The organism is Endoryza foliicola (genome assembly GCF_050589245.1).
Lineage (GTDB): Bacteria > Bacteroidota > Bacteroidia > Chitinophagales > Chitinophagaceae > Endoryza > Endoryza foliicola.
This window is the reverse complement of sequence record NZ_JBOBEW010000008.1, coordinates 156,567-180,568: the sequence shown is the minus strand read 5'-3', so window position 1 is coordinate 180,568 and position 24,002 is coordinate 156,567. Positions and strand designations below refer to the sequence as shown.

Below are 24,002 nucleotides of genomic sequence, written 5' to 3'. Positions count from 1 at the left end.
AACATACGATCCATATCCGGTATACCCCAATAAACAAGACTGAGAAAATTAATTGTTTCATTCGAAAAACCTAAATCACAATGGCTTTACCTAAAGAGCCCCGGCAGAAAATGATCAACATGATGTACCTGGTACTCACCGCCCTTCTGGCGATGAACGTATCAGCGGAAGTGTTGAACGCTTTCAAAACGGTAGACGCGAGTATTGCTAACTCCAATAAAGTGATCGATTCTAAGAACGCACTCACTTATAAATCATTTGAAGAAAAAGCAAAGGATCCCCAAACCGCTGAAAAAACAGCGAAATGGAAACCTAAAGCTGATAAAGTAAAAGACCTCTCCGGCAAACTCGTTGCCTATATCGAAAACCTGAAACTTGAATTGAAAAAAGAATCAGGCCTCGAAATTCGCGACGGTCACGAAACATTCGCAGAGTCAAACCTCGATGCTTCGGTTCGTTTGATGGACAAAAGAGGCGAAGGTCCAAAGCTTTACAACATGTTAGGCGATTATAAAAAGCAAGTGTTGGCACTATTAGATCCAGCCGAATTTGCCAACGAGCCAAACATCGCCGAAAACATTAAGAAAGCAAAGGCCGATTTCGACCGTTCTTTGCCTATCAACCAGAACGTTCCTAAAGGACAAGAAGGTAAAGAATATCCTAACAACGCTGAAGGATGGATTCAAAGCTATTTCCACATGACTCCAACTATCGCCTCTTTGACGATTTTGAGTAAGTTCCAGAACGACGTGAAAAATGCCGAATCTCAACTCGTAGACTATTTCCACTCTAAAGTAGGTGAAGTAGCCCTCGTGTACGATAAATTCCAAGCCATTGCCTCTGCAAACACTTCTTACGCATTCCCTGGTGATGAAATTCAAATCACTGCCGGTGTGGGTGCCTTCTCTGAAGCTGCTAAACCAACGATCACTATTGGTGGTCAAAACGTACCTTTGGGTGCTGATGGTGCTGCGCTATGGAAAACAACAGCCAATGGCGTTGGTAAGAAAGTAGTGGACGTTGTAATCGAATTTGCTAAGCCTGATGGTACTAAAGAAAGAGTATCGAAGAAAATCGAATACGAAGTAGCAGCGCCTGCAGGTGTAGCCGTATCTCCAACAAAAATGAACGTTCTTTATATCGGTGTTGAAAACCCATTGACCATCACTGCAGGTGTAGGTAGCGAAAAAATCAATGCTACATTTACCGGTGGTGAAATCAGAAGAGCAGGTGGAAGCAGCTGGATCGCTGTTCCTAAAACTCAGGGTGAACACAATGTAAACGTAATCGTAGAAGGTAAATCTACACCGGTGAAATTCCGTGTGAAGCCTTTGCCTGATCCTGGTACCTTCGTAGGTCCTAAGCGTGGTGGTAATATGCCATCAGCCGACTTCAAGGCCATGGGCGGTGTGGTTGCGAAATTATTAGATTCAGATTTCGAAGCTCCGTTCAAAGTAATCAGCTACACATTGGGTGCGTTGGGTGGAAAATATCCAACTTACCAAATGGCAAACAACGAAGGAAACCGTTGGAATGGTACCGCTGCTAAGTTGGTAAACGATGCAACTCCAGGTACAACGATCTTCTTCGACCAAATCAAAGTTCAAGGACCGGACGGAAAGATCAGAGACCTTCCTCCAATGAGCTTTAACCTTAAATAATTGCATATCTTTTATAAAATCGTGAATAATGAGAAACCGTTTCGTTAAAATTTGCTTACTCGCCGCAGTGTTAGCACTGGGTTCTGAAGCCGCCATGGCTCAGGGAAAACCCAAGCGCCCTGCTCAAAAAAAGACGACAGGTAAAACTGCCGCTAAAAACAATAACAACGCAGGTGGCGCTGTAGCTCCTCCAAAAGATACTGTACCCAAGGTAGTAATGCCGGATGCAGACATCAAATTGGAAGCTCCCCGTCCTTCAATGCGCAATGACTACGCCTTCGAGCGTAACCTCGTAAAGGAAAGAACTCCTTTGCAATACGAGCACATTCGCGAAGACGATGCCACTTATGTGCAACGTGTATGGAGAGAAATTGATGTTCACGAGAAGATCAACCTTCCTTTCGTATACAAAGCAGAAGGCGATGCAGGTAACCAACGGTTTATCATGATTCTGTTGAACGCCATTAAAAAAGGTGAAGTAACCGCTTTCAGTGCAGCTGGTGGCGACGACCGTTTCACTACTCCAATCACTTTCAAAGACATCGCTGAAATTTTGGTAGAAAAACCAAAAGTGAAGCCTGTACCGGACTGGGTGAATGACCCCGACGGTTCGAAAGGATTGTTCAAAGATTCGGTGATCATCTCTGAATTCAACCCCGATGCAACGGTAGAACGTTACTGGTTGAAGGAAGACTGGGTGTTCGATAAAGAAAGTTCACGTATGTATGTACGTATCCTCGGTATCGCTCCTTTGAAAACGGTAAACAATGAAGACGGATCTTTCCGCGCTGTATTGCCTGCTTTCTGGGTGTACTATCCCGACTTACGTCCAATGTTGGCTCGTTATGAAGTGTACAATGGTAAAAACTACGGAGCACGTATGAGCTGGGAAGAATTGTTCGAAAGCCGCATGTTCGGTAGCCGAATCATCAAAAGTACCATCAATAACCCCAACGATTTGTTCATCTCTTCTTACGTGAAAGATCCAATCTTAGCACTTTTAGAAGGCGAGAACATCAAAGAAAAAATGTTTAACTACGAGCAAGATCTTTGGTCGTACTAATCACATAAGTTTTCATTATTCACAAACGGCTGTTCCGAATAGGGGCAGCCGTTTTGTTTGTTGTAAGGAGGGAGGAAATACAGAAGGAGGGGCAAGAGCAGGGGGAATACAGGAACGAGGATGCGAGGAGACGAGGATAGAGGAAATACAAAGAAAGAAGAGGGGGACGAACAGGGGGGAATACAGAAAGACTGCCAGCGCTGCGAAAACGCTGCGTTCTCTGCGCCGCTGCGGTTGAAAATAAAAAATCAGACTGATTGACCAACGGGTGCTAATCTGTGCGAATCTGTTTTAATCTGAATAATCTGTGGTCAAAAATCAAAAACAAGAGATAGATAAGTCGCTGCGAAAACGCCGCGATCGCTGCGCCGCTGCGGTAAAAAATCAAGAATAAAGTATAGTTAAGTCGCTTATCATACTGGTTCAAAAAAAGAAAAAGACCCCATATCTATATCCCTCATTTTACCCTCTCACGCGCAACGCTAAAACCTTCCACAAATTGCGTAGAAATACGCAATCTCACTGCATTTCAGAATATTAAAACTTTTTTAAAAATACCCTACATGAGGTATTGTTTATTGAGTTCTTATTACTATTTTTACCACGGTTTTTCATAGGATATTGGATTTTAAAAACGGGGCTGGATTTTCATCCGGGCCCCTTTTTATTTTAGTCCGTTCCTTGCTGCTCTTCAGCTCCACTATGGAAATATTGATATACGATCTGCGCTTTCGACAGCCCCACCACCTTCACCAAAGCCTCTTTATCCGCTTCTTTTACCCTTCTCACGCTCTTAAAGCTTCGCAACAAAGCATTCGCAGTTTCTTTTCCAATGCCTTTTATGCCCTCTAATTCGTTTTTAAAAGTGCCTGCACTCCGTTTATTGCGGTGAAATGTGATCCCGAAACGGTGCACTTCATCCCGAATCCTCCGAATCAACTTCAAACTTTCACTGTTATACCCCAATTTCACACTCTCACTATCGCCCGGGAAAAACAATTCTTCCTCGTTTTTGGCCAATCCCATCACCGTCATTCGGCCCGCCAGTCCCAATTCGAGAATACTTTCCATAGCAGCCCCTAATTGCCCTTTTCCGCCGTCGATGATCACGAGCTGCGGCAAGGGCGACTGTTCGTCTAAAAGCCGTTTATAGCGCCTGTAAACCACTTCTTTCATCGTAGCGAAGTCGTTGATACCCTGGACTGTTTTTACATTGTAATGTCTGTAATCGGCTTTAGAGGGCAGGCCGTTTTTGAAGCATACCATGGCACTTACCGGGTAGGCTCCTTGGAAGTTCGAGTTATCAAAACATTCTATATGTAAGGGGGCAAAGGGCAGTCCCAAATCCTCCTGCAAACCATAGAGCACCTGCTTGATGGCCGCATCGTCTTTGCCTTCCAAGCGCAACATTTTCTTCTTTCTTACATCGTCGAGGAAATAGTTTACGTTCTTGGCCGAGAGGTCCAGCAATTGCTTTTTATCACCACTCTTAGGGACAGTGATAGTGACCCCTTCTTCGGGATATTCAATAGGGAAGGGCACTACAATTTCAGGAGCTTTGCTCTCGAAATTGGTACGCAAATTCACAATGGCGAAACTTAGGATCTCTTCATCGGGTTCTTCCAGATGTGGCTCCAAGGGTATGGTATGGGTTTGAACGATGGTACCGTTTTGCACCATCAAATAGTTCACATAAGCCATGTTCCCATCGCGCAACAAAGTGAACACATCGCAGTTCATAAAGCGATGGTTGACGATCACCGATTTTGCGCTATAATTCTCTAAATAATCAATCTTCTTTTTTACCTGCGCCGCTTTTTCAAATTCCAGGTTCTCTGCAAGACTTTTCATTTGGTCGGTGAAATGTTGAATCACCGGCTGCAGATTGCCCTTCAACATGTTTCTAACTTGTACCAGGCTTTCGGCATAGTCTTGTTCGCTTTGCAATCCCTCACAAGGTCCTTTGCAATTGCCCAAATGATATTCCAAGCACACTTTGAATTTTCCTTTTTGGATATTCGGTGCCGTTAGTGCCAATTTGCAAGTACGAAGCGGGATGGTGCTGCGGATGAACTCTAACAATTCACGAACCTTGCCCACCGAAGTAAAGGGGCCGAGGTATTCAGAGCCATCATTTATCTTCATCCGCGTCAGAAAGATCCGCGAAAAAGGTTCTTTCTTGATGATGATATAGGGATAGGTTTTATCGTCTTTAAGATCGATATTGAATTTGGGTTGGTGTTGCTTGATGAGTGCATTCTCCAAGAACAAAGCATCCTGCTCCGAATTCACTATCGTAAATTCAATGCGATCGATGCGCTTTACCAATTCAGCGGTTTTCCAACTACTGTAATTCTTATTGAAATAGGAGCTTACTCGCTTGCGCAAACTCTTTGCCTTTCCAACATACAATAGTTCTCCCTCGCTGTCGAAGTATTTGTAAATACCCGGCTCCAGCGGAATGGTATGTGAAATTTGTTGAAAGGCCGATTGCTCCATGAATGCTTAGAGTCTATTGAAATATTCAGGATCCCAAATGATGTGGCGGATTTCCTGATGCGATTTTTTATTCGCGTCAATGATGTCTTTGGTGATGGTAAAATAATGCCCTGTTTTCCAAAGTAATTTTTCATTGGAAGAACCGGAAGCATCATTGATCACTTTATCGATGTAGAGCATGTCTACTTTATTACCCGAAGCAGTTTGACTGATATAAACGGTCACTTGTTTGATGGTGCCGATATTTTCTTTGGGCGTATAGATCACCGTTAACTGATCGGTACTGGTTTCCATTATGGATTTCTCCGTAAAATGTTCTTGGAAATAATTGAAATCGAGTTCGGGGATGATGAACTGTTTCGTCAAATTTTTGAAGGAATCAATGTTGATGAAAGTAGAATCTTTTTTACCGTCATAGATTCTTTTGCTCATGATTCCGGCGGCAAAGGAGTCCACTTTAATGACATCACTTTTCAACAAATCCAAAACCGGAAAGTAGGGACTTGGCTCGCTTTCTTCTTTGGCAGCAGCGGTGGTATCTGCTGCCACCGTATCATCATTTTTCACCGGACTTACGGAGCAGGACTGAAACGCTAAAAAACCTGCTAGGGCTATCAAATAGAGTCGCATTGGATAATATTTGTGCAAAGATAGGAAAACAGGAGGGAGGAAGCGAGGAGCGAAGATGGAGGAGGCTGAAATTTACGAAGCGAAGCGGAGTAAATTTTAGTCCCGCAGGCGAAGCCGTTGCGGGAAACGAGGAAAGACAGAGAAAGAACAAGAAGAGGAACAGGGGGGGTAATTAATAATTAAGAAGTAAGAATTAAGAATTGAACAGCCGGGAGTAATTAATAATTAATAATGGAACAGCCGGAATACAGGAGGGAGGATAAGAGGAGACGGGAAACGAGGAAATACAGTGAGATTGCCAGCGCTGCGTAGTCGCTGCGATCGCTGCGCCGCTGCGGTGAAAAAAAGAGTAACAAGTAAAAGTAAACACCCTTCGCGCTCTCCGCGAACTTTGCGGTGAATTCTTAATTCTTACTTCTTAATTCTTAATTCACTTGATCGTCTTGCTAATCGTCAACTTCGCTCCATACTCCATCAAGTATTCCTTGATCGGATATTGATCGGTGTAAGAAGAAAGCAATTGATACCGGAACTGAGGCGCCAGTTGAATTTTTGTGCTTCCTACTTTGTAAGAAACAAAAGCTTCAGCACCGGTATTTACGTTCCATCTGCGAACCAGTGAAGGAGCACTGGTGTAGTTTTTATAGTCGGTAGTTATGAGGTAATTGTTACGGTTCAACAAGTACGTTGGTTGCACAGTGGCCGCCACACCCATTTGCAAACGCTTCCGACCCATTAAAATAAACTCCATGCCAATAGGCGCTGAAATTTGGAAATACTCGTTTCTGAGGTCGGTTTGACTGTTACCACCAAAATTGCGAATGCGAGAATAATTGGTAATGGTGCCTGAACTCAATCCCACATTATTCAAAGCAATGGTTGCTCTATCCGTTGAATACGAATTGTATGCTTGAATATAATATTGAGAGTAGTTGAACTGAACCCCTGCACGGAAATTCATGGATTTGTTCAATGCATAAACAAAGCCACTTCCCAATTCGAAGCCAACACCGGGCTTGTGTTTTACGAGGTTGTCGATATCACCTTCAATAGTGGGAGCTATGGGAACATTCGTCAATAAGTTGCTGATTTTAGCATCGGCTGTTCCCTGTAACTTTCTATAGTTCATGGTTGGAGAGAACGATAACTGCCAGCTTAATTTTTTCAATTTAGGCTTGCTGAATTCGTAAACCAAGTTCTCTTGTAACCAGTTGATCTTTTCTGATTTCTCTTCATTAGTAGCTGCGGCTTCTGCCGTAGGAGTAGCTGCAATTGGCGCTACTTGTGTGCTCGTAGTAGTATTTTCAATCTGAATATCTTCCGCCTTTGCAGCCGTAGCAGCTACCATTGGAATCACCGGACTGATTCTCTTGAAAGGCTTTTCTGTTGTACTCACTCCTCTTTCCTCATTCCTCATCTCCTCATTCTTAAACTCCTCGCTTCCTCGTTCCTCGCTCCTCGTCTCCTCACTTTTCGTCTCCTCTATCCTCTTCTCCTCCCACTTCGTATCGAAGAAAGCCACGCTCGATTTTTGGTCTTGCGATGTTTTCTTAGCTACCATGGGAACGATGGGAGCTTTTTGAGTTTCTTTTGAAGCAGTTGTGTTTTCTGATTCGGTAGTATTGTTAGAAGCTAAAACCGGTTTGCCGGGATGATTGATGGCGTCGATGGTGTAGAATCCGATACTGGCTAAAAACAGGGCGAGACCCATCCAGTACCATTTGCGAGCGGGGCGCAATGCAGACTGTACGCCCTTCCAAACCTTGTCGGAAGGGTACATCTTAAACTGATCCGATTTCTGCTTTATCAGCTGTTCAAAATCAAAATCATCATTGTAAAAATTGCGCTCCATAATTCGTTAGTGTTTGTACGGGTTATTTTCATTGGGTTGGATACTTCTTCTTTTCTTTATTTACTGCCCTGAGGCAAAACGAAACCAGGAGCTTTTTTCTTGAGGTTTTTGGATGATTCTTTTCTTCACCAAAATATCCTCTAGCATCTGTTTGGCGCGGGTATATTGAGAACGACTGGTGCTTTCTTCAATGTCTAGCATTTCAGCTATCTCTTTGTGGTTATACCCTTCAATAGCGTACAGGTTCAGCACCGTTCTGTATCCCATGGGCAACAAGCGAATGCATTCTACTATTTGCTTGGCTTGCACAATGGATGGCAACAATTCTTCACGAATCTGTATCGTATTGGCGTGGATCAAGTCTACGCTCTCGTTGAAACGCTTATTTTTTTTCAGGTGGTTAATGCAGGTGTGAACCATGATTCTACGAATCCAACCCTCAAATGCTCCTTGGTTGCGGAAAGTGTGTATTTGTGAAAATACCTTTATAAACCCTTCCTGAAGCATGTCTTCTGCATCTTCCCGGTTGTGGGCAAACCGGTAACAAACGGCTAGCATCTTTGGGCTGTACTTATGGTACAGTTCCCGCTGTGCAGCAGCGTCGTTTTGTAAACAGCCTTGTAAAATGGCTTCTTCGGTCATAAAAACCGTTTGGTTGCCCGTAATTTAGACATTTTATAGTATTCACGCGCTGCGCCAATTGTTAAATTTTTAGAGATTTTAGGGGTTTCTTAGGAGGAAATTGGGCGGATTTGGGGTTGAATGGCTGGGTTGTTTTGGGGGGAGACGACAGGAATAGTCAGATTTACATATGTTAGAAGCTGAATAATCTATTGCTGTACTAATTTTCGAGCTTTTCTTCACCGCAGCGGCGCAGCGACCGCAGCGGTTTCGCAGCGGGGGCTCAAAATATAAAAATCAAAAAGCACAGATCAAGCCTCTGATCTTTAATCAACCTGACTAAAGTTTCAGCAACTAATCTGTGCTAATCTGTTCTAATTCGTGATATCCGTGGTGAAGATCATTTTTTTGAACCGCAGCGGTGCAGCGATCGCAGCGGTTTCGCAACAGGAGCTCAAAATATAAAAATCAAAAAGCACAGATCAAGCCTCTGATCTTTAATCAACCTGACTAAAGTTTCAGCAACTAATCTGTGCTAATCTGTTCTAATTCGTGATATCCGTGGTGAAGATCATTTTTTTGAACCGCAGCGGTGCAGCGATCGCAGCGGTTTCGCAGCGGGAGCTCAAAATATAAAAATCAAAAAGCACAGATCAAGCCTCTGATCTTTAATCAACCTGACTAAAGTTTCAGCAACTAATCTGTGCTAATTTGTTCTAATTCGTGATATCCGTGGTGAAAATCATTTTTTTGAACCGCAGCGGCGCAGCGATCGCAGCGGGGGCTCAAAATATAAAAATCAAAAAGCACAGATCAAGCCTCTGATCTTTAATCAACCTGACTAAAGTTTCAGCAACTAATCTGTGCTAATCTGTTCTAATTCGTGATATCCGTGGTCAAAAAAAAATCTTTGAACCGCAGCGCCTTCTTATTCTTTCTCTTCATTTACTCTCATCCTCGTTCTTATTTCCCCCTGTTCTTCCCCTTGTTCTTTCTTCACGTCTCCTCGTCTCCTCCCTCCTGTATTCGGCTGTTTCATTATTAATTATTACTTATTAATTATTAATTACTCCCGGCTGTTCAATTCTTAATTCTTAATTCTTACTTCTTAATTAAATCAACACATTCCCCGTCATCTCCTTGGGAATCTCAATTCCCATATAGGTCAAAATAGTAGGTGCGATATCGCCCAATTTACCCGCTTTCAAACTTCCTTTCCAATCTTTATCAATGATGAAGAGCGGTACGAGGTTGAGTGTGTGAGCAGTGTTTGGACTTCCATCTTCATTGATCATGAAATCGGCATTACCATGGTCGGCTGTTAAGAACACCGTATAACCATGCGCCAAAGCGGCCGTTACCACTCGGTTCACACAAGCGTCTACAGTTTCAACAGCTTTGATGGCAGCGCTGAATACGCCGGTATGACCCACCATATCGGCATTGGCGTAGTTCAAGCAAATGAAATCGGGCACTTCACTTTCAATTTCCGGAACAATGGCATCCGTTAATGGAATGGCACTCATTTCCGGTTGAAGATCATAGGTAGCAACTTTGGGAGAAGGAATCATGATGCGGTTCTCTCCGTTGAATGGCACTTCTCTGCCGCCACTGAAGAAGAAAGATACGTGCGGGTATTTCTCGGTCTCGGCTATGCGAATTTGTTTCTTACCCGCTCTTTCCAATACTTCACCTAAGGTGTTAACGAGGTTATCGTTTTCGAATACAACATGCACATTTTGGAATGTTTTGTCGTATTCGGTCATGGTAGTATAGTTCAAGCTCAACGGCTTCATGTCGAATTCAGGGAAGGCCTTTTGAGTGAGCACTTCGGTGATTTCGCGGCAGCGGTCGGTTCTAAAGTTGAAGCAGATCACAACATCGCCGTCCTTGATAAGGGCTACCGGACTTCCATCGGCCTTGGTAATTACCAAAGGTTTGATGAATTCGTCTGTAGTGCCGGCTGCATAGTTTTCTTCAATGGCTTTTACAGCATTGGTAGCAGAACCGCCTACACCTTTTACGAGGGCATCGTAAGCGAGTTTCACGCGTTCCCAGCGCTTGTCGCGGTCCATGGCATAATAGCGACCAGAAACCGAAGCGATGGTACCGGTTGATTGGTCTAAATGCGACTGCAATTCGGTTACAAAGCCCAGACCCGATTTAGGATCGGTATCTCTTCCATCGGTGATCACGTGTATAAATACATCGTTCACGGCCTTTTCTTTACAAAGGCTGGTCAAAGCTTTGAGGTGATTGATATGAGAGTGTACCCCGCCATCGCTCACTAAACCGAGGAAATGCACTGGTTTGTTATTGGTTTTGGCGAATTCGAGGGCGTTTAAGAGAACGGTATTTTGGGCCAATTCGCCGTCGCGGATGGCAACATTGATGCGTTGTAGTTCTTGGTAAACGATGCGTCCGGCACCGAGGTTAAGGTGACCTACTTCTGAGTTACCCATTTGTCCTTCGGGCAGTCCCACATCTTCTCCACAGGTAACGAGGGTACTATGAGGGTATTGGTTGTACAGCGAGCTCACGAAGGGTACGCGGGCGTTTTGGATGGCGTCGGCAGTGGCTACTTTTCCGAGACCCCAGCCGTCCATGATAACGAGAATAACTTTCTTGCTTGACATATTGATTGCTTGTTAAGTGTTCTGTACAAAGTTAATTGATTACGGGATAACCTATTATGATAATGAGGGCTGCAATCCTTTGCGTTGAAAATTTGGTTCACCGCAGAGCCCGCAAAGACCGCCAAGCAGTCGCAAAGGCTTACTGCACTTTCTTTTTCACCGCAGCGGCGCAGCGGTCCTTCGACTAGGCCTTCGGCCTGCTCAGGACAAGTTCGCAGCGATTACGCAGCGACTCCCCGTGCCCCCGAGCCTCCGTGGGTCTGTATTCCCGCCCAAATTCACCAATTCCCCAGTCAACTAATTACACTCCGGGCTGTTCAATTATTAATTATTAATTTTTAATTCTTAATTATCCCCCGATTCTATTTTCTAAGGTGGGCACAAGCTTACGCTTGCGCCAGCTATCTTGAGTCCGAAAAAAGAAAGCTTACGCTTGAACAAAGCTCCGCGAGCTTACGCTCGCTCCGCAATCGCAACAAGCTGCTTGCTTCTTCACCAAATTCCCCGTGCCCCCGAGCCTCCGTGGTTCTGTATTCCCCCCTGTTCCTCCCCCTGTTCTTTCTCTGCCTTTCCTCCCTCCTCCCTCTTATTTTCCCCCGTTTCCTACTTTGGCATGTTTTTAGCGACATAACAACTGTGAAAAACACCGTTTTATGAAACAGTTACTTGGAGGGGTGCTTCTCTTTTGTTCCATATTCCTCCTCTCTTTTGAAACCCGGATGTACTCTATAGATGATGTGGTGAGTGCAATGAAGAACGGTAATGCGGCTCAACTCTCTCGTTATTTAGACGAACGCGTTGATATCAGCTTACCCGGAAAAAGCGATAACTATAGCCGAAATCAGGCAGAAATGATCTTGAAAGACTTCTTTGCCAACAGTTCGGTCAAGGATTTTCAGGTGAAACACAAAGGAGAGAACGACGGAGCTCAATTCTGTTTTGGAGTATTGGTAACAAAAACTGGCAGCTATCGAACAAAACTTTACATGAAAAATAAAGCTGATAAGCAAGTCTTACAAGAGATCGGCTTTCAGAAAATAGATTAGTACCTCTGAAATTCCGCTCCCATTCGATCGAAAATCGGATGGGAGTTTTTTTATGTCCATACGGTATCTTTGCCCCATGTTGAGTTTTGAAGAATCATTGCAGATCTTAATTGAAGCCGCTTTAAAAGAAGACATTGGCGACGGTGATCATTCCACCCTCAGTGCCATTCCGGCCGACAAAAAAGGCAAGGCGGTATTGAAAGTAAAAGACACCGGTATCATTGCCGGACTCGATATTGCCCGCGTCATCTTCCATCACCGCGAACCCTCGGCTCAACTGGTGTTCCACAAAAAAGACGGGGAGCCCATGCAGCACGGTGAGATCGCTTTCGAAGTAGAAGCGACCGTCCACACCATTTTGCAATGCGAGCGACTGGTGTTGAATACCATGCAGCGCATGAGCGGCATTGCTACCCTCACGCATCAATACACGGAAAAGCTCAAAGGCTATAAAACCAAATTACTCGATACCCGCAAAACAACGCCTAATTTCAGATTACTTGAGAAAGAAGCGGTGCGAATAGGCGGCGGCGTGAATCATAGAATGGGTTTGTACGATATGATCATGTTGAAAGACAATCATATCGACTACTGCGGTGGATTGGTGCAGGCCGTTGAACGCGCTTACAGCTATGTTCAAAATGTAAAACCCGGTTTGAAAATAGAAGTGGAAACCAGAAATTTAGAAGACGTAAAAGCGGCCCTCAGCACCGGCAAAGTGGATCGCATCATGCTCGATAATTTCAAGATCCCACAACTACAAGAAGCCGTAGCGTTTATCAACGGCGCCGTTGAAACCGAAGCCAGTGGCGGCATCAACCTCGATACCATTCAAGACTTCGCCGCTACCGGTGTTGATTACGTAAGTGTAGGAGCGTTGATACATCAGGCGAGGAGTTTGGATTTGAGCTTAAAAGCGTGGGGAATTAAGAATTAAGAAGTAAGAATTAAGAATTGAACAGCCGGGAGTAATTAATAATTAATAAGTAATAATTAATAATGGAACAGCCGGGGAGGAAAGATGAATGAGCTAGACTATCCATCTTGTCAATCCTTTAATCCTGTAAATCCCGATCTCGGTTAGGTTGATTGAATATCGGGTTCTAATCTGTGTGAATCTGTTTTAATCTGGGGTATCTGTGGTAAAACAAGAACTAGGAAATACAGAAAAAGAAAAGAACTAAGAATATCGGAATACATACTTTGCGACTACTTCGCGATTTTAGCGGTCGTTGCGGTTAAACTAATTACGAATGAGCAAGAAAAACAAACCCGATACTAACGGTTTTGTATACAGTACAAACCCTGATTTCAAATTTGAAAGCGAATCAAACGCTCAGGAAACCCTACCCCCCGAGCGCCAGAAGCTCCGCATCATCCTCGAAACCAAACACCGCGCCGGCAAAGCCGTAACCGTTGTTTATGGCTTCGTAGGCAAAGAAGAAGACCTCGAAACACTCGGCAAAGCCTTGAAAAGTTTCTGCGGCAGCGGCGGCTCCGTAAAAGACGGCGAAATCATCATCCAAGGTGATCAGAGAGAGAAAGTGCTGGGGTATTTGGTGAAGAAGGGGTACTCGAAGACAATTAAAAATTAAGAGTTAAGAATTAAGAATTGAACAGCCGGAATACAGGAAGGAGGAGGGAGGAAAGAGGAAATACAAAACCACGGAGGCTCGGAGCCACGGGGGTAACGAAGCGAGCGTAAGCTCGCGGAGTTTAGTTCAAGCGTAAGCTTTCTTTTTTCGGACTCAAGATAGTTGGCGCAAGCGTAAGCTTGTGCTTGTTTGAAATAAGAAAAAGGATGACTAATTGATAATAAATAAAGGAACAGCCGGCAGTTAGGTTGATTGAATATCGGAGTCTAATCTGTTATAATCTGGGGTATCTGTGGTAAAAAATCGAGGAAATACAAAACCACAGAGGCTCGGAGCCACAGAAAGTCGCTGCGTTAACGCTGCGTTCGCTGCGCCGCTGCGGTTCAAAAAGACTACTTCGCGACTACTCTGCGATCTTTGCGCTCTCAGCGGTAAATCTACACTCTGCCTCTCCGAACCGCAAGTATTATTAATTGTTTTTAAACGGCGCAATCATCTCAAACACCGGAATTTTCGCCTCAAACAGCTCCTTCGTATGAAGGTTTTCCAGCGTGTAAGTGCCGTACATTTTACCCATTTCAGTGCGGAGATTGCAACCACTCACATATTGATAGCGCTCGTTGGGCTGGAGCTGCGGCTGAACGCCTACAACACCCTCGCCTTCAACTTCGCGTTTGGTGCCACTGGCTTCTACAATATACCAATGACGACGGTGGAGCTTTACAGGGAAACTATTATGGTTCTCGATATGTATACGATATGCGAACATGAATTCGTTAGTAACCGGGTTCGAATAATCCGGCTGATAGAACGTTTCTACGCTTACTTCAATTCCTTCGGAGATTTTTGAAACCATAATGGAGCATTGCTATTTGAAGATAGTCAAAAAACAGCATTTTCATCCGAAATGTTTGATTTTAAGGTTGATTTATTCAGGTGGGCGTGTACCTTTGCACCACTTCTGCGAATTGAGAAAAATCCCATAAATAAAAAATTTTATATATGAAAATTGCTGTAGCAAAAGGTGATGGCATCGGTCCGGAGATTATGGACGCCGTATTATCGATCTTTAACGCCAACAAAGTACCCCTTGAATACGAAGTAGTGGATATGGGAAAATGGGTGTTCGACAAAGGCTTCTCAAACGGTATGACCCCGGAAGCTCAGCAAACCATCGAAGACCTAGGCATTCTATTCAAAGGTCCCATGGAAACTCCCAAAGGAAAAGGAGTGAAGAGCGTGAACGTAACCGCTCGTAAAACATGGAACACTTACGCCAACAAACGCGTATTCCAAACCCTTCACGGTGTTGATACTGTTTTCAGCAAAGCAGGCATTCCCATTGATGTTACCATTGTTCGCGAGAACATTGAAGATACTTATGGTGGTATTGAACACATGCTTACGCACGACGTAGCTTTGAGCCGTCGCTTCATTACCCGTCCCGGTAGTTTACAAGTAATTCGCTATGCTTTTGAAATGGCGAAGAAAAAAGGAGCACGCAGAATTACCTGTGGTCATAAAGCCAACATCATGAAGATCACCGATGGATTGTTCCTCGAGTGCTTCTATGAAGTAGCGAAAGAATATCCTGAATTGAAAGCAGACGATGTAATTGTAGATGATTTGTGTATGAAGTTGGTAACTCGTCCCGATTTGTTTGACGTAGTAGTGTTGACCAACTTGCAAGGTGATATTGTGAGTGATTTGTGTGCCGGATTGGTAGGTGGATTGGGCTTTGCGCCTTCTGCAAACATTGGAGATCATATCTGTATTTTCGAAGCGGTACACGGTACAGCTCCGGACATTGCAGGAAAAAATATTGCGAATCCAACCGCTTTGTTGTTGAGTGGTTTGTCGATGCTCCGTCACTTAGGTTTCATGGAGAATGCAGCTACCATTGAAAATGCGTTGTTGTATACCTTGGAATCGGGTGTTCATACAGGTGATTTCGGTGATAAATCAATTGCATCGGTGAATACTACTGAATTTGCTAATGCCATCATTGGTAATTTTGGAAAATTGCCTGCACACGGTGCGAAACCAACTTTGCCCAACAAGCCTATTACGCCTACGCATTTCAAGTTGGAGGAGAATCCATTGATCATGTCGAAGGAAGCGGCCAATGAGGCGATTGTAGGTGTTGACTTCTTTGTAGAATTTGCGGGTCAGCCGAATGATGTTGCCGACAAGTGTTTGAATGTAATAGGAGATAAGTTTAAGTTAGTAACCATCAGTAATCGTGGTACGCAGGTATGGCCCAAGGGTTCTGTGTTCACGAATGTGGTGAATCAATATCGTTGTAGAGTGGAGAGTGTGAATGATGCGCCTATTGACCAATCGGCTGTAGCTGAATTGTATTTAAAGTTCCAAGCCGAGTTCAAAGTTTGTTCGCTTGAGTTGTTGAACATGTGGGATGGGAAGAAGGCGTATAGTTTGGCGCAGGGGCAGTAAACAGCCAATTAAGAATTAAGAATTAAGAATTGAGCCGGTTGCAGTGATGCGATCGGCTTTTTTGTGCTAGGATTTTTTAGGATTTAGGAGATAGGAAAAGGATTACTAGCTAGGATTATAAGGATTTAGTTGATACGTAAAGGATTACTTTTTACGCATGTTATAGATGCGATTGCGTGTTAATAGTATTCAATTTGTCAATTGCAAAAGAAAATCATGATTTAATCAAATGCATTCTATAAAATCCTAGTCAAGTAATCAAGAATGAATCATGTACATCCTATATAATCCTAGCCAAAAAATCCTAGCCAAGTAATCATGGTTTAATCACGTACATCCTAATAAATCCTAGCCAAGTAAAGGCTTACTAGCTAGGATTAGAAGGATTTAATTGATAGGTAAAGGATTACCTTTTATGCTTGTGATGAATGTGATCGCATTGTTACAAGAATTCAATTTTACTCAAATAGTCTTTAACTACATCAGCTACAGAATTCGTCGTTATTCCTTTTCTTGCGCAATAGCTGCTGTTCAACCAATCTTGCAGTAGTTTGGATCCTTTGCTCGCATTACATGATCTACAGCACAGTCCAATATTGTCGACTGTATTAAGTCGAATATCGTTTATAATATGTTCCCAACTAGGTTTAGACTTAAAGGATGTTTCAGCCTCATTAAACTCCACGCCACAATAGATGCAGTTCAGATCCCTGCTCCTTACAAATTCTTCTACTTCTTTTGGGATACCCCATCTGTTCGACATAGTTGAATTCTTGTTTTCTTCTATCTAAGAATCAGTTTAGTAAGTTCAACATGAACTTTGAAACTCGGTCTACCTCTACTTCACTAAATAGGGGTTTAAAATAACTCACATAACTCACCAATTCATTTAGCGATAATATCTTAACATGTTGAAACTCCATATTTGGTTTTGCACCGGTGAGCACAATGATGTTCTTGATGGGTATCTTTCTGTCTCCCCAGTGGTGATGACCAATATTGAGGCGCCCATTTGACGATGCTTCATTCATTATCTTATAAAGCGCAAAATTCGTGCGTTTAACCTGTTCCACGGGCGACCGAAGGTCTAGGCTGGCCAATGATTTCTCACTCCAGTTCTTGGTCTCAATCAGGAAGATCCCTGCCGGGCTAATTAGTAAGTGGTCAATTTGAATGGACTTTATATAGTCGTTTTCTTGACGGTTGTAGATGGGACGGGCGAATGTTATGGAGAAGTCGTTGATGAGGGTGTATTCATCAGAGAGGCCTTCCAATACTTTTACCACCTTGTGTTCTCCTATGGCCCCGTAGATTGAATTTTTTACTTCCTCAATTCTGCTATTCTTATATTCCAATGCCATCATTTCTTGATAGCTGCTGTCTGAAATCGCAGCATTGGTGTTTGAACTGAGGTACTGATGCTGCTGCGCTTTTTCTGAATACAAATGATTCAATTCATATAGAGAGGCCTCTATTTTTGAATCCATGCTCAGTTCCAATTCTTGGGCGCTTTTTCTTAGTTTGTTCAGTTTGATCTTTGAAAAAAACTTCTTGAAGAAATTCGATTGTGTCGAATCTGTAAGACTGTTTATTCTCTCTTGAACTTCCTCGATCTCATTTTGAAAATAGGCCCTTAGCTTGGTTCTTTCCTCGTTGATGTGTTTTTCCAGCTCAGGCAGTTCAGCAGTGAGAGCCGAATGCTCTTGTTGTATCAACTGTTCATGTGCCAAGAATACTTCCCTTTTAAGGCTCGCCAAATTTTTCTGAAACTCTATCAACTCATTTATTGAATGGAAGTTCTTGATGCCATGCTTATGTAAGTGAGATTTTACAACGGTAAGACAGCCTACTTGGTTGTGGACTTTACACATGGGTGGATTGTTTGATTGGAAGAATGTTAAATGCTAGGAGGGGTGCGACCTAAGTACGATGCTATGTTGTACCAGTATTATTGATTGAAATCTCCCTTAGTAAGCCCTTTCAAAACGTCTATCGCCTTCCCTGCGCTATCCCGATCTACAAAAATATGGTCATGATAGTACCCTGCTACAACATTACAGCTAATGCCATTTGCAGCTAGTGTATTTGAGAAAGCTGCGGTAAGGCCTACTGCTTCTAAGGAAGAATGAACCGTTAGGGTGATCCATGATGCGATGAAAGAATAGCTAAGACCAAGATGATCTGCCAACTGCCTTCTTAAAATTACGGTATAGCCTTCTTGTTCTTTGAAAAAGGAGATGATTTGAGTTAAGTCTAGCTTGTTTAAATCAGACATCGTGCAGAATACATATTCCCCCTCGTTTAGAACGGGGCTCATCGATTGCAAGAGTTTGGCTAAGTCTTTTTCTCCCGACATTTATACTCATTTGAACTGAAAGACCAAATATAGACTGAAGGACTTGTGTAGCCAAAAAATGGCTTTTGTGACAACGTCTATAGATCATCTATTGCCTGCTTTCTTATGCTTGCACTATTGATTTTGTCCAGGTACACTAATCGAATAAAGCAAGACGTTACGCTTTCATGTTCTATCGAAAGTCGGATTTCGCCTTTATCTGTTTGCCATATACAGTAATATTTACAATTATCGAACTTTACTTGATACATTCTTCCCTCATCGTCTCTAGGCTCAGTTCGAGTGTCAAATTTTTCGACTTCTGTCGATGCGGTTCCGTATTTTTCTGTGAGAAGCTCTTTTAAGTTGAAGTAGTTTCCTGAAAGTGTAGACCATGTTTCTTTCGCAGGGAAGAATACTCCAATTTTATGAACGAGGTTCTTTTGTTTTAGCGTAGACACTACGACAACACATTGTTTGTAACCGGCAAAATCGCCTTCTAGCATCGCTATGCCATCGGCTGTACCTTTATGCGTAAAGCCAGCACTCTTCATTTTTATTACATATTGATCCAAAGTTCCATCCAGAGGAACTCCTCTGAATGACAAATGCGCTGAGCTGTCTGGTTTGACTTGTGAGAAACTCATTATTGCTATCAGGCTGAAAAGCGCGGAGAGTAGTGAATGTTTCATGAATTGTCGGTTTTTAGTTTGATCGATTCAATGTATTTAAAATAGTATGCCGTATATAGCGAGTTCGTATTGGCATGTCCTGCTTGTTTTGAATTTAATTGAATGCTGGTTCTTCAGTATGACTTAACCTACTATTGTTGGCTCAAAAAATCTTTATTCATCTCTTTGTACTCGCTCAAATAGCGTATACCCTTTTTCCTCAAATCAATTGAAACTCTTTCTCTGTATACTGTGGCGATTTTTTTCTTAGACTCTTCAACTTTAAGTGTTCTGCTTTCTGAGTAGTATTCTTCTCTGCTGTAGAACACTTTAGTGCTACTATTTTCTTCATAAACAATACTGGCTGAAACTAATTGATTGTTTCTAAAGTAGAAATACTCGTAGTAGTTCTTGTCGATGTTGTCGTGATAGTAGATTTTGTAAAGAGTATCACCTTTTCGGTTTCCGTAGGTATATTTCCCAAATCCTCCGTTTTTGATTTTTATTGTAGTGTCTAAATCGTCGGTATATGTATTTGTCTTTACTCTTCTGGTTTCTCGTTTTATTTTACCTTCTTCAATACCTGACATAATGTACTCATAGTGCTCATCATACTTAATCAAGGAATCTATATATATATTGTATTTTTTGATGTTCACAACCTCTATAGAATCTCTGTTGGAAATGCTGTCGTATACATACTCAAAGGAATTTTTAGTGTCGAGTTTAGACTGCTTTGAAGAACGGCAGGAAGCTAAAGTCAGAAGTAGCAGGGAAGTATGTAAAAGAAAAGATATATTGAAACTTGATTTCATTGAATATGTGTTTCCTGCATGGATCTAGGCTTTGAATCGAAACAAGACATTTGTCTTTCTTTGAAAACTTTCTAGTATTGTCTTTGTAAATACTCCAATTCAATTTCATTGCTTTTAAGCTTTTCTCATAAGGCAATAAACTAGTTAAATCAAGTTCTTTAGTATAATTTGATTCTTAGCATTTTGAAGAATTAGTAAATAGGCATTACCATCCGCTCTCCTTCTTTTCCCCACTGTACTTGCCATGTTCTGCCGTCAATTTGGTCAAGTAAGATGAAGTTATAGATGTTTGTGGTTGGATAAAGGAAAAACCTGCCATTCTTTTCATCGTTTTTATTTACCCGAGGTATTTCCGAAAGTATTGACTCGAATCGATATTTGGTTTCAGTGCCCCACTGAACTTGCCACATTTGACCATTTCTGGTATTCAACTTGATGAAAGTATACATGTTTTTTGTAGAAAATAGCCTATATACAACAGAACTGTCGGTAGAAATATTTTGAATTGGTACGTCTGATGTATTTTGGGCAATAGCTGATATGTAGAATAGAAAGATAAATGAAGTCAAGAGTATTTTTCTCATAGTGTTTCATTTTTGAATTAACATTACATTTTGAGTTTGTTTTTTAAGTGCCGAAAGGATAGACTTTATAAAGGATGTTGAATAGTCTTCGTCTCAGCACTTATTTAATTGTAGTCTTTTTTTGGGAGTCTTTGTCGCGTTGCACAATCGTCTTAAGAGCTATACTCGACTTGTTCACTTTTGTGATAAATGAAAAGACAGATTGGACTTGTTTTTGGTGCAAAGGATACCTTATGACATTTAAGTTAACGAGTGATATCTATTATTTCATTCTCGTAATATAAGTCTGGTAAATACTGGGACTTGATTCTGAATTGACTTCTTTTTTTGATGTTGGGCTTTGTAGATGCGTGTTCCATTTTTATTCCGGGGTCGTAATATATATGACCTTTCGCCATTTGAGCGAGGAATAATTGGAAATCCGTTCCAACTCCTAGTATAATATTGCTCCCATATTTGTATTGTCGTTCGTTTGTTGTTTCTGAAAGTGATGGTACATAACAAGCTTGACTGTGTTTTCTATTCCAATGTAATAACATTGAGCTAAAGCTCCAAGATGCTGTTTCATTATCTTCAAGATCAAGTAATGAAATTTTCCCATTTGTGTTTCTTATTTTTCCGCTTTCTACGTCAAAACCAATTAACTCCATTTTTAGATTTGTTAATGTGTGCCGTACTCCGTTTTTATGTACGCCACCGAAGTTTATACGGTTTTCTCTTCCTGTCTTATCAGGATAACCGTATTTCCTTAAGAATGCTTCAGCTCCTTCAGTTTTATAAAAACCATCTGTAGGTTCAGGAGTCATTAGCGTTATAACTGCTGAATTTAGTTTAGAAAAATTGTCGACACCAAATTGTTTTACTTCCCAGCCTAGAAAGTCAGGTTCTGAATAACCATTAGGGGTTATTCCCAATTCTGCTTCTAATGTGTACCCACCACAATTTGGTGCTTCGCATTCCATTATATTTCCGTATTTATCAAGTCTCTTTGATTTGATCCAACCTAATTGATGAATTCGAAGAAGTTCGTTGAGTAATGCATTCTTACTATTTAAGACACTGGATAAATTGATAACCTTGAATACGCCGTGTTCTGAAACATTTGAAAGATTTTCAAATTCTTTAGCAATTTCAGAGAGAGGTGCTGCAACATAACCTATGGTTGTTCCATTCTGTGCTACAGAGAAAAACAAAAGTCGGTCTGCTAGCCTCTGTGTCATTAGTTCTGAAGGAGGGTTTTGACAGTTTTGAAGAAAGCCAGAAAATCGAACTTCAGGATATTTGGGATACAATATTAGTTGTGCTTTTGGAGCAGGGAATAGTTCGCCGTTTTCTGCAATCCAAGAAAACTTTATAGTAGCTTTAAAACGTTCTTTATTCCAGTCTCCGGCTTCTTCTGTTTTTATTTCCGAAATTGGTAAAATGTTTAAAATATCAAAGCTTCCGCCAAAATAGACCTGATTTTTAGAATTGTCGTTTGGGGAAAGCTTTTTAACATAGACTTTTGTACACCCGTGATCAATGAAATGCGACTTTAGACTTACTAGATTCATTGATTTTTATGATTTCTTTTATGATATTCTTTCCAACTGCCTGAATTAAAGGTGTGACAACGGAGTTGCCAAACTGTTTATAAGCTTGATTGTCGGATACAGGAATGACAAAGCTATCAGGAAATCCTTGAAGTCTTGCGCACTCTCTGGGTGTCAATCTTCTTGGGTTTAATCCCTTTTGTGGTATCAATATTTCGGCGCCGTCCTTATAATATCTTGCACTCATTGTTCTTGAGATTCCGTCCAAATTTGTCAGTCCAAAGCCAAATCCATTTCCCTTAGCTTTATGCTTCTTAGCATATTCTTGCAGATAGTTCCAGAGTTTGTCAGATAAGGTATACTTGGGGTCAACTTTTTTTTCCAAAATGTCTTTGATCGCATGGTTTGCTCCTTCCATTTTGGGGAACTCGAATTTTTCACGATTTCTAAAGACTTGGTTATTGAATCCAACTATAATGATTCGTTCTCTATGTTGTGGCACAAAATATTTGCCATCTAAGACCTTATAATATATTGTATAGCCTAATTCTTGCAAAGTTTCTTTTATGACTTTGAATGTTTTTCCTTTATCGTGTGAAACAAGGTTTTTTACATTTTCTAATAGGAACGCTTTCGGCATTTTGTATTGAATAATCCTTGCAACATCGAAAAACAGAGTTCCCTGTGTTGCATCTAAAAAGCCGTGAGCTCTTCCCAAAGAATTCTTTTTTGATACTCCAGCTATTGAAAAAGGCTGGCAAGGAAATCCACCTAGTAATATATCATGGTCGGGAATTTCTTTTTCAGATATTTTCGTTATGTCTCCAAATGGCACTTCCCCGAAATTGGCTTCATAAGTTCTCTTTGAAAAAGTGTCCCATTCACTTGTGAAAACACATTTCCCGCCAAGATTTTGAAACGCAAGTCTTATTCCGCCAATACCAGCAAATAGGTCAATGAACTTAAACTTTGGCTTGTTTGGAGGAGGGAAAGGGATATCCCATTTTATGGGAAGAAGGTATTGAAAATCTGGTTCTTCTGTGAGACTGAGGTTTTCGTATAGTTCTGCTAAATATGATTTAGCATGGCTCTCATAGAATTTAGAAGTTCCGTTTGCATGATTTTGTAAGAAGTGTGTCAAATGGGCCAAGTCATTTCTGTCTGTCTTGGTTATAACTAATTTAAGTTGATTTCTTATATCTGAATACTTTTTACTCATACATGCCCAAAATTCGTTGTTCTCTAATCCTTGCTCTGTCGCAAACACAAGTTCGAAGGCAAATCTATGAATTCTGACGGTTTAATCCGAATCCCTAGAGTGCTTATTTTGGTAGTAATTGTGAAATACAACCTTTATATCCTCAAGGATCGCATTGTATTCAGTAATCAGCTCAGGTATTGATATTTCATACAATTTTGCTGAATTGTTTAGCTTGTTTCGCTTTTGATGAATTGCAAATAATTTTGGCGTTGGGGAAGGATTTTGCTTCCATATAATTTCTGAATTTATAAAAGAGTGTTTTATCGCATTTCCTATATCATTTATAGTGTCAATTGTCTTGGTATGGTTATTAAATGCTTCGAATCCCTTTTTATTTTCCATGTTAAGATATGCCCCAATACAGTCGATTTCTATTTCAGAAGGCCAGCAGTTTTTAGTATAGTAGTAGTTTAAGAGATAGTTTAAGCTGATTAGCTCATCGGTAAGTATTTTTAGTTCGGTAGCTAAGGAAATGCATTTCACAATGGGGCGGAGCGTCTCTTCCCTAGAAACATATTCTCTGTTTTTTATTCTTTCAATATTAGTACTATGTAAAGAATGAATCTCTGTTATTGTTTCATTTAAAATATTCAATCGTGTTAATATAAAGCCATATTTGATTTGTAGATGCCCAAAAGGTGAGTGTGTTTCAATATTCGGGATCTCATCAGCGAACAGTTCATTTTCATTTTTGATGTACGATGCTATTAAAACTATATTCATGATAATTTCATTTTACTCATTCTG

Annotated in this window: 21 protein-coding genes; 6 read left to right on the top strand and 15 right to left on the bottom strand. The window is 41.5% G+C overall.

Annotated elements, in window-relative coordinates; all coding sequences use genetic code 11:
- The first annotated feature begins 80 nt into the window (after positions 1-80).
- Together porM and porN are read left to right on the top strand one after the other, a co-directional pair.
- Complete coding sequence (gene porM / locus ACQ2HE_RS17505; RefSeq protein WP_430900916.1) at positions 81-1,661, top strand: type IX secretion system motor protein PorM/GldM; 1,581 nt, start codon at positions 81-83, stop codon at positions 1,659-1,661.
- Between the two features lie 28 nt (positions 1,662-1,689).
- On the top strand, positions 1,690-2,724 hold the full coding sequence (porN, locus tag ACQ2HE_RS17500) for a type IX secretion system ring subunit PorN/GldN (RefSeq protein WP_430900918.1): 1,035 nt from the start codon (positions 1,690-1,692) through the stop codon (positions 2,722-2,724).
- 669 nt (positions 2,725-3,393) lie between these two features.
- Here porN and uvrC read toward each other — a convergent pair.
- From uvrC to gpmI, 5 genes are all read right to left on the bottom strand, one after another.
- A complete protein-coding gene (gene uvrC / locus ACQ2HE_RS17495; protein WP_430900920.1) occupies positions 3,394-5,223 on the bottom strand; it encodes an excinuclease ABC subunit UvrC in 1,830 nt (609 codons plus the stop codon).
- Positions 5,224-5,229: 6 nt separating this feature from the next.
- On the bottom strand, positions 5,230-5,853 hold the full coding sequence (locus tag ACQ2HE_RS17490; protein WP_430900922.1) for a hypothetical protein: 624 nt from the start codon (positions 5,851-5,853) through the stop codon (positions 5,230-5,232).
- Between the two features lie 430 nt (positions 5,854-6,283).
- Positions 6,284-7,705 carry a hypothetical protein gene (locus ACQ2HE_RS17485; protein ID WP_430900924.1) on the bottom strand — a complete coding sequence of 474 codons (1,422 nt, stop codon included), beginning with the start codon at positions 7,703-7,705 and terminating at the stop codon, positions 6,284-6,286.
- A 60-nt stretch (positions 7,706-7,765) separates the two neighbouring features.
- A complete protein-coding gene (locus tag ACQ2HE_RS17480) occupies positions 7,766-8,347 on the bottom strand; it encodes an RNA polymerase sigma factor (protein ID WP_430900926.1) in 582 nt (193 codons plus the stop codon).
- Positions 8,348-9,438: 1,091 nt separating this feature from the next.
- The gene (gpmI, locus tag ACQ2HE_RS17475; protein WP_430900928.1) at positions 9,439-10,962 is read right to left on the bottom strand and encodes a 2,3-bisphosphoglycerate-independent phosphoglycerate mutase; all 1,524 of its coding nucleotides are present in this window, start codon (positions 10,960-10,962) and stop codon (positions 9,439-9,441) included.
- 653 nt (positions 10,963-11,615) lie between these two features.
- On the opposite strand from gpmI, the gene ACQ2HE_RS17470 reads away from it, so the two are divergent.
- The 3 genes from ACQ2HE_RS17470 (at position 11,616) to ACQ2HE_RS17460 (ending at position 13,603) form a co-directional block, all read left to right on the top strand.
- Positions 11,616-12,008, top strand: a complete 393-nt coding sequence (locus ACQ2HE_RS17470; RefSeq protein WP_430900930.1) for a DUF4783 domain-containing protein — start codon at positions 11,616-11,618, stop codon at positions 12,006-12,008.
- A gap of 76 nt (positions 12,009-12,084) precedes the next feature.
- On the top strand, positions 12,085-12,945 hold the full coding sequence (gene nadC, locus ACQ2HE_RS17465; protein ID WP_430900932.1) for a carboxylating nicotinate-nucleotide diphosphorylase: 861 nt from the start codon (positions 12,085-12,087) through the stop codon (positions 12,943-12,945).
- 316 nt (positions 12,946-13,261) lie between these two features.
- A complete protein-coding gene (locus ACQ2HE_RS17460; protein WP_430900934.1) occupies positions 13,262-13,603 on the top strand; it encodes a translation initiation factor in 342 nt (113 codons plus the stop codon).
- A 469-nt stretch (positions 13,604-14,072) separates the two neighbouring features.
- Here ACQ2HE_RS17460 and apaG read toward each other — a convergent pair whose 3' ends face one another.
- Positions 14,073-14,459, bottom strand: a complete 387-nt coding sequence (gene apaG / locus ACQ2HE_RS17455) for a Co2+/Mg2+ efflux protein ApaG (RefSeq protein ID WP_430900936.1) — start codon at positions 14,457-14,459, stop codon at positions 14,073-14,075.
- Between the two features lie 146 nt (positions 14,460-14,605).
- Between apaG and ACQ2HE_RS17450 the strand changes: the two genes are divergently transcribed.
- Positions 14,606-16,057: an NADP-dependent isocitrate dehydrogenase gene (locus ACQ2HE_RS17450; RefSeq protein ID WP_430900938.1), complete on the top strand. Its 1,452-nt coding sequence runs from the start codon at positions 14,606-14,608 to the stop codon at positions 16,055-16,057.
- Positions 16,058-16,499: 442 nt separating this feature from the next.
- Here ACQ2HE_RS17450 and ACQ2HE_RS17445 read toward each other — a convergent pair whose 3' ends face one another.
- The 9 genes from ACQ2HE_RS17445 to ACQ2HE_RS17405 form a co-directional block, all read right to left on the bottom strand.
- Complete coding sequence (locus ACQ2HE_RS17445) at positions 16,500-16,820, bottom strand: hypothetical protein (protein ID WP_430900940.1); 321 nt, start codon at positions 16,818-16,820, stop codon at positions 16,500-16,502.
- 31 nt (positions 16,821-16,851) lie between these two features.
- Positions 16,852-17,928: a nuclease-related domain-containing protein gene (locus tag ACQ2HE_RS17440; RefSeq protein ID WP_430900942.1), complete on the bottom strand. Its 1,077-nt coding sequence runs from the start codon at positions 17,926-17,928 to the stop codon at positions 16,852-16,854.
- A 77-nt stretch (positions 17,929-18,005) separates the two neighbouring features.
- Entirely contained in the window at positions 18,006-18,413 is a 408-nt protein-coding gene (locus ACQ2HE_RS17435) for an ACT domain-containing protein (RefSeq protein ID WP_430900944.1), read from the bottom strand.
- 77 nt (positions 18,414-18,490) lie between these two features.
- Positions 18,491-19,084 (bottom strand): hypothetical protein, encoded by a 594-nt coding sequence (locus ACQ2HE_RS17430; protein WP_430900946.1) that lies wholly within the window; start codon positions 19,082-19,084, stop codon positions 18,491-18,493.
- A gap of 131 nt (positions 19,085-19,215) precedes the next feature.
- Complete coding sequence (locus tag ACQ2HE_RS17425) at positions 19,216-19,878, bottom strand: hypothetical protein (RefSeq protein ID WP_430900948.1); 663 nt, start codon at positions 19,876-19,878, stop codon at positions 19,216-19,218.
- Positions 19,879-20,069: 191 nt separating this feature from the next.
- Positions 20,070-20,462, bottom strand: coding sequence for a hypothetical protein (locus ACQ2HE_RS17420; RefSeq protein ID WP_430900950.1), 393 nt, complete (start codon positions 20,460-20,462; stop codon positions 20,070-20,072).
- Between the two features lie 245 nt (positions 20,463-20,707).
- The gene (locus tag ACQ2HE_RS17415; protein WP_430900952.1) at positions 20,708-22,015 is read right to left on the bottom strand and encodes an MvaI/BcnI family restriction endonuclease; all 1,308 of its coding nucleotides are present in this window, start codon (positions 22,013-22,015) and stop codon (positions 20,708-20,710) included.
- Positions 21,981-23,213, bottom strand: a complete 1,233-nt coding sequence (gene dcm / locus ACQ2HE_RS17410; protein WP_430900954.1) for a DNA (cytosine-5-)-methyltransferase — start codon at positions 23,211-23,213, stop codon at positions 21,981-21,983. The genes ACQ2HE_RS17415 and dcm overlap by 35 nt, the downstream gene beginning before the upstream one ends.
- Positions 23,214-23,294: 81 nt before the next feature.
- Positions 23,295-23,978, bottom strand: a complete 684-nt coding sequence (locus ACQ2HE_RS17405; protein WP_430900956.1) for a hypothetical protein — start codon at positions 23,976-23,978, stop codon at positions 23,295-23,297.
- Positions 23,979-24,002: the final 24 nt, after the last annotated feature.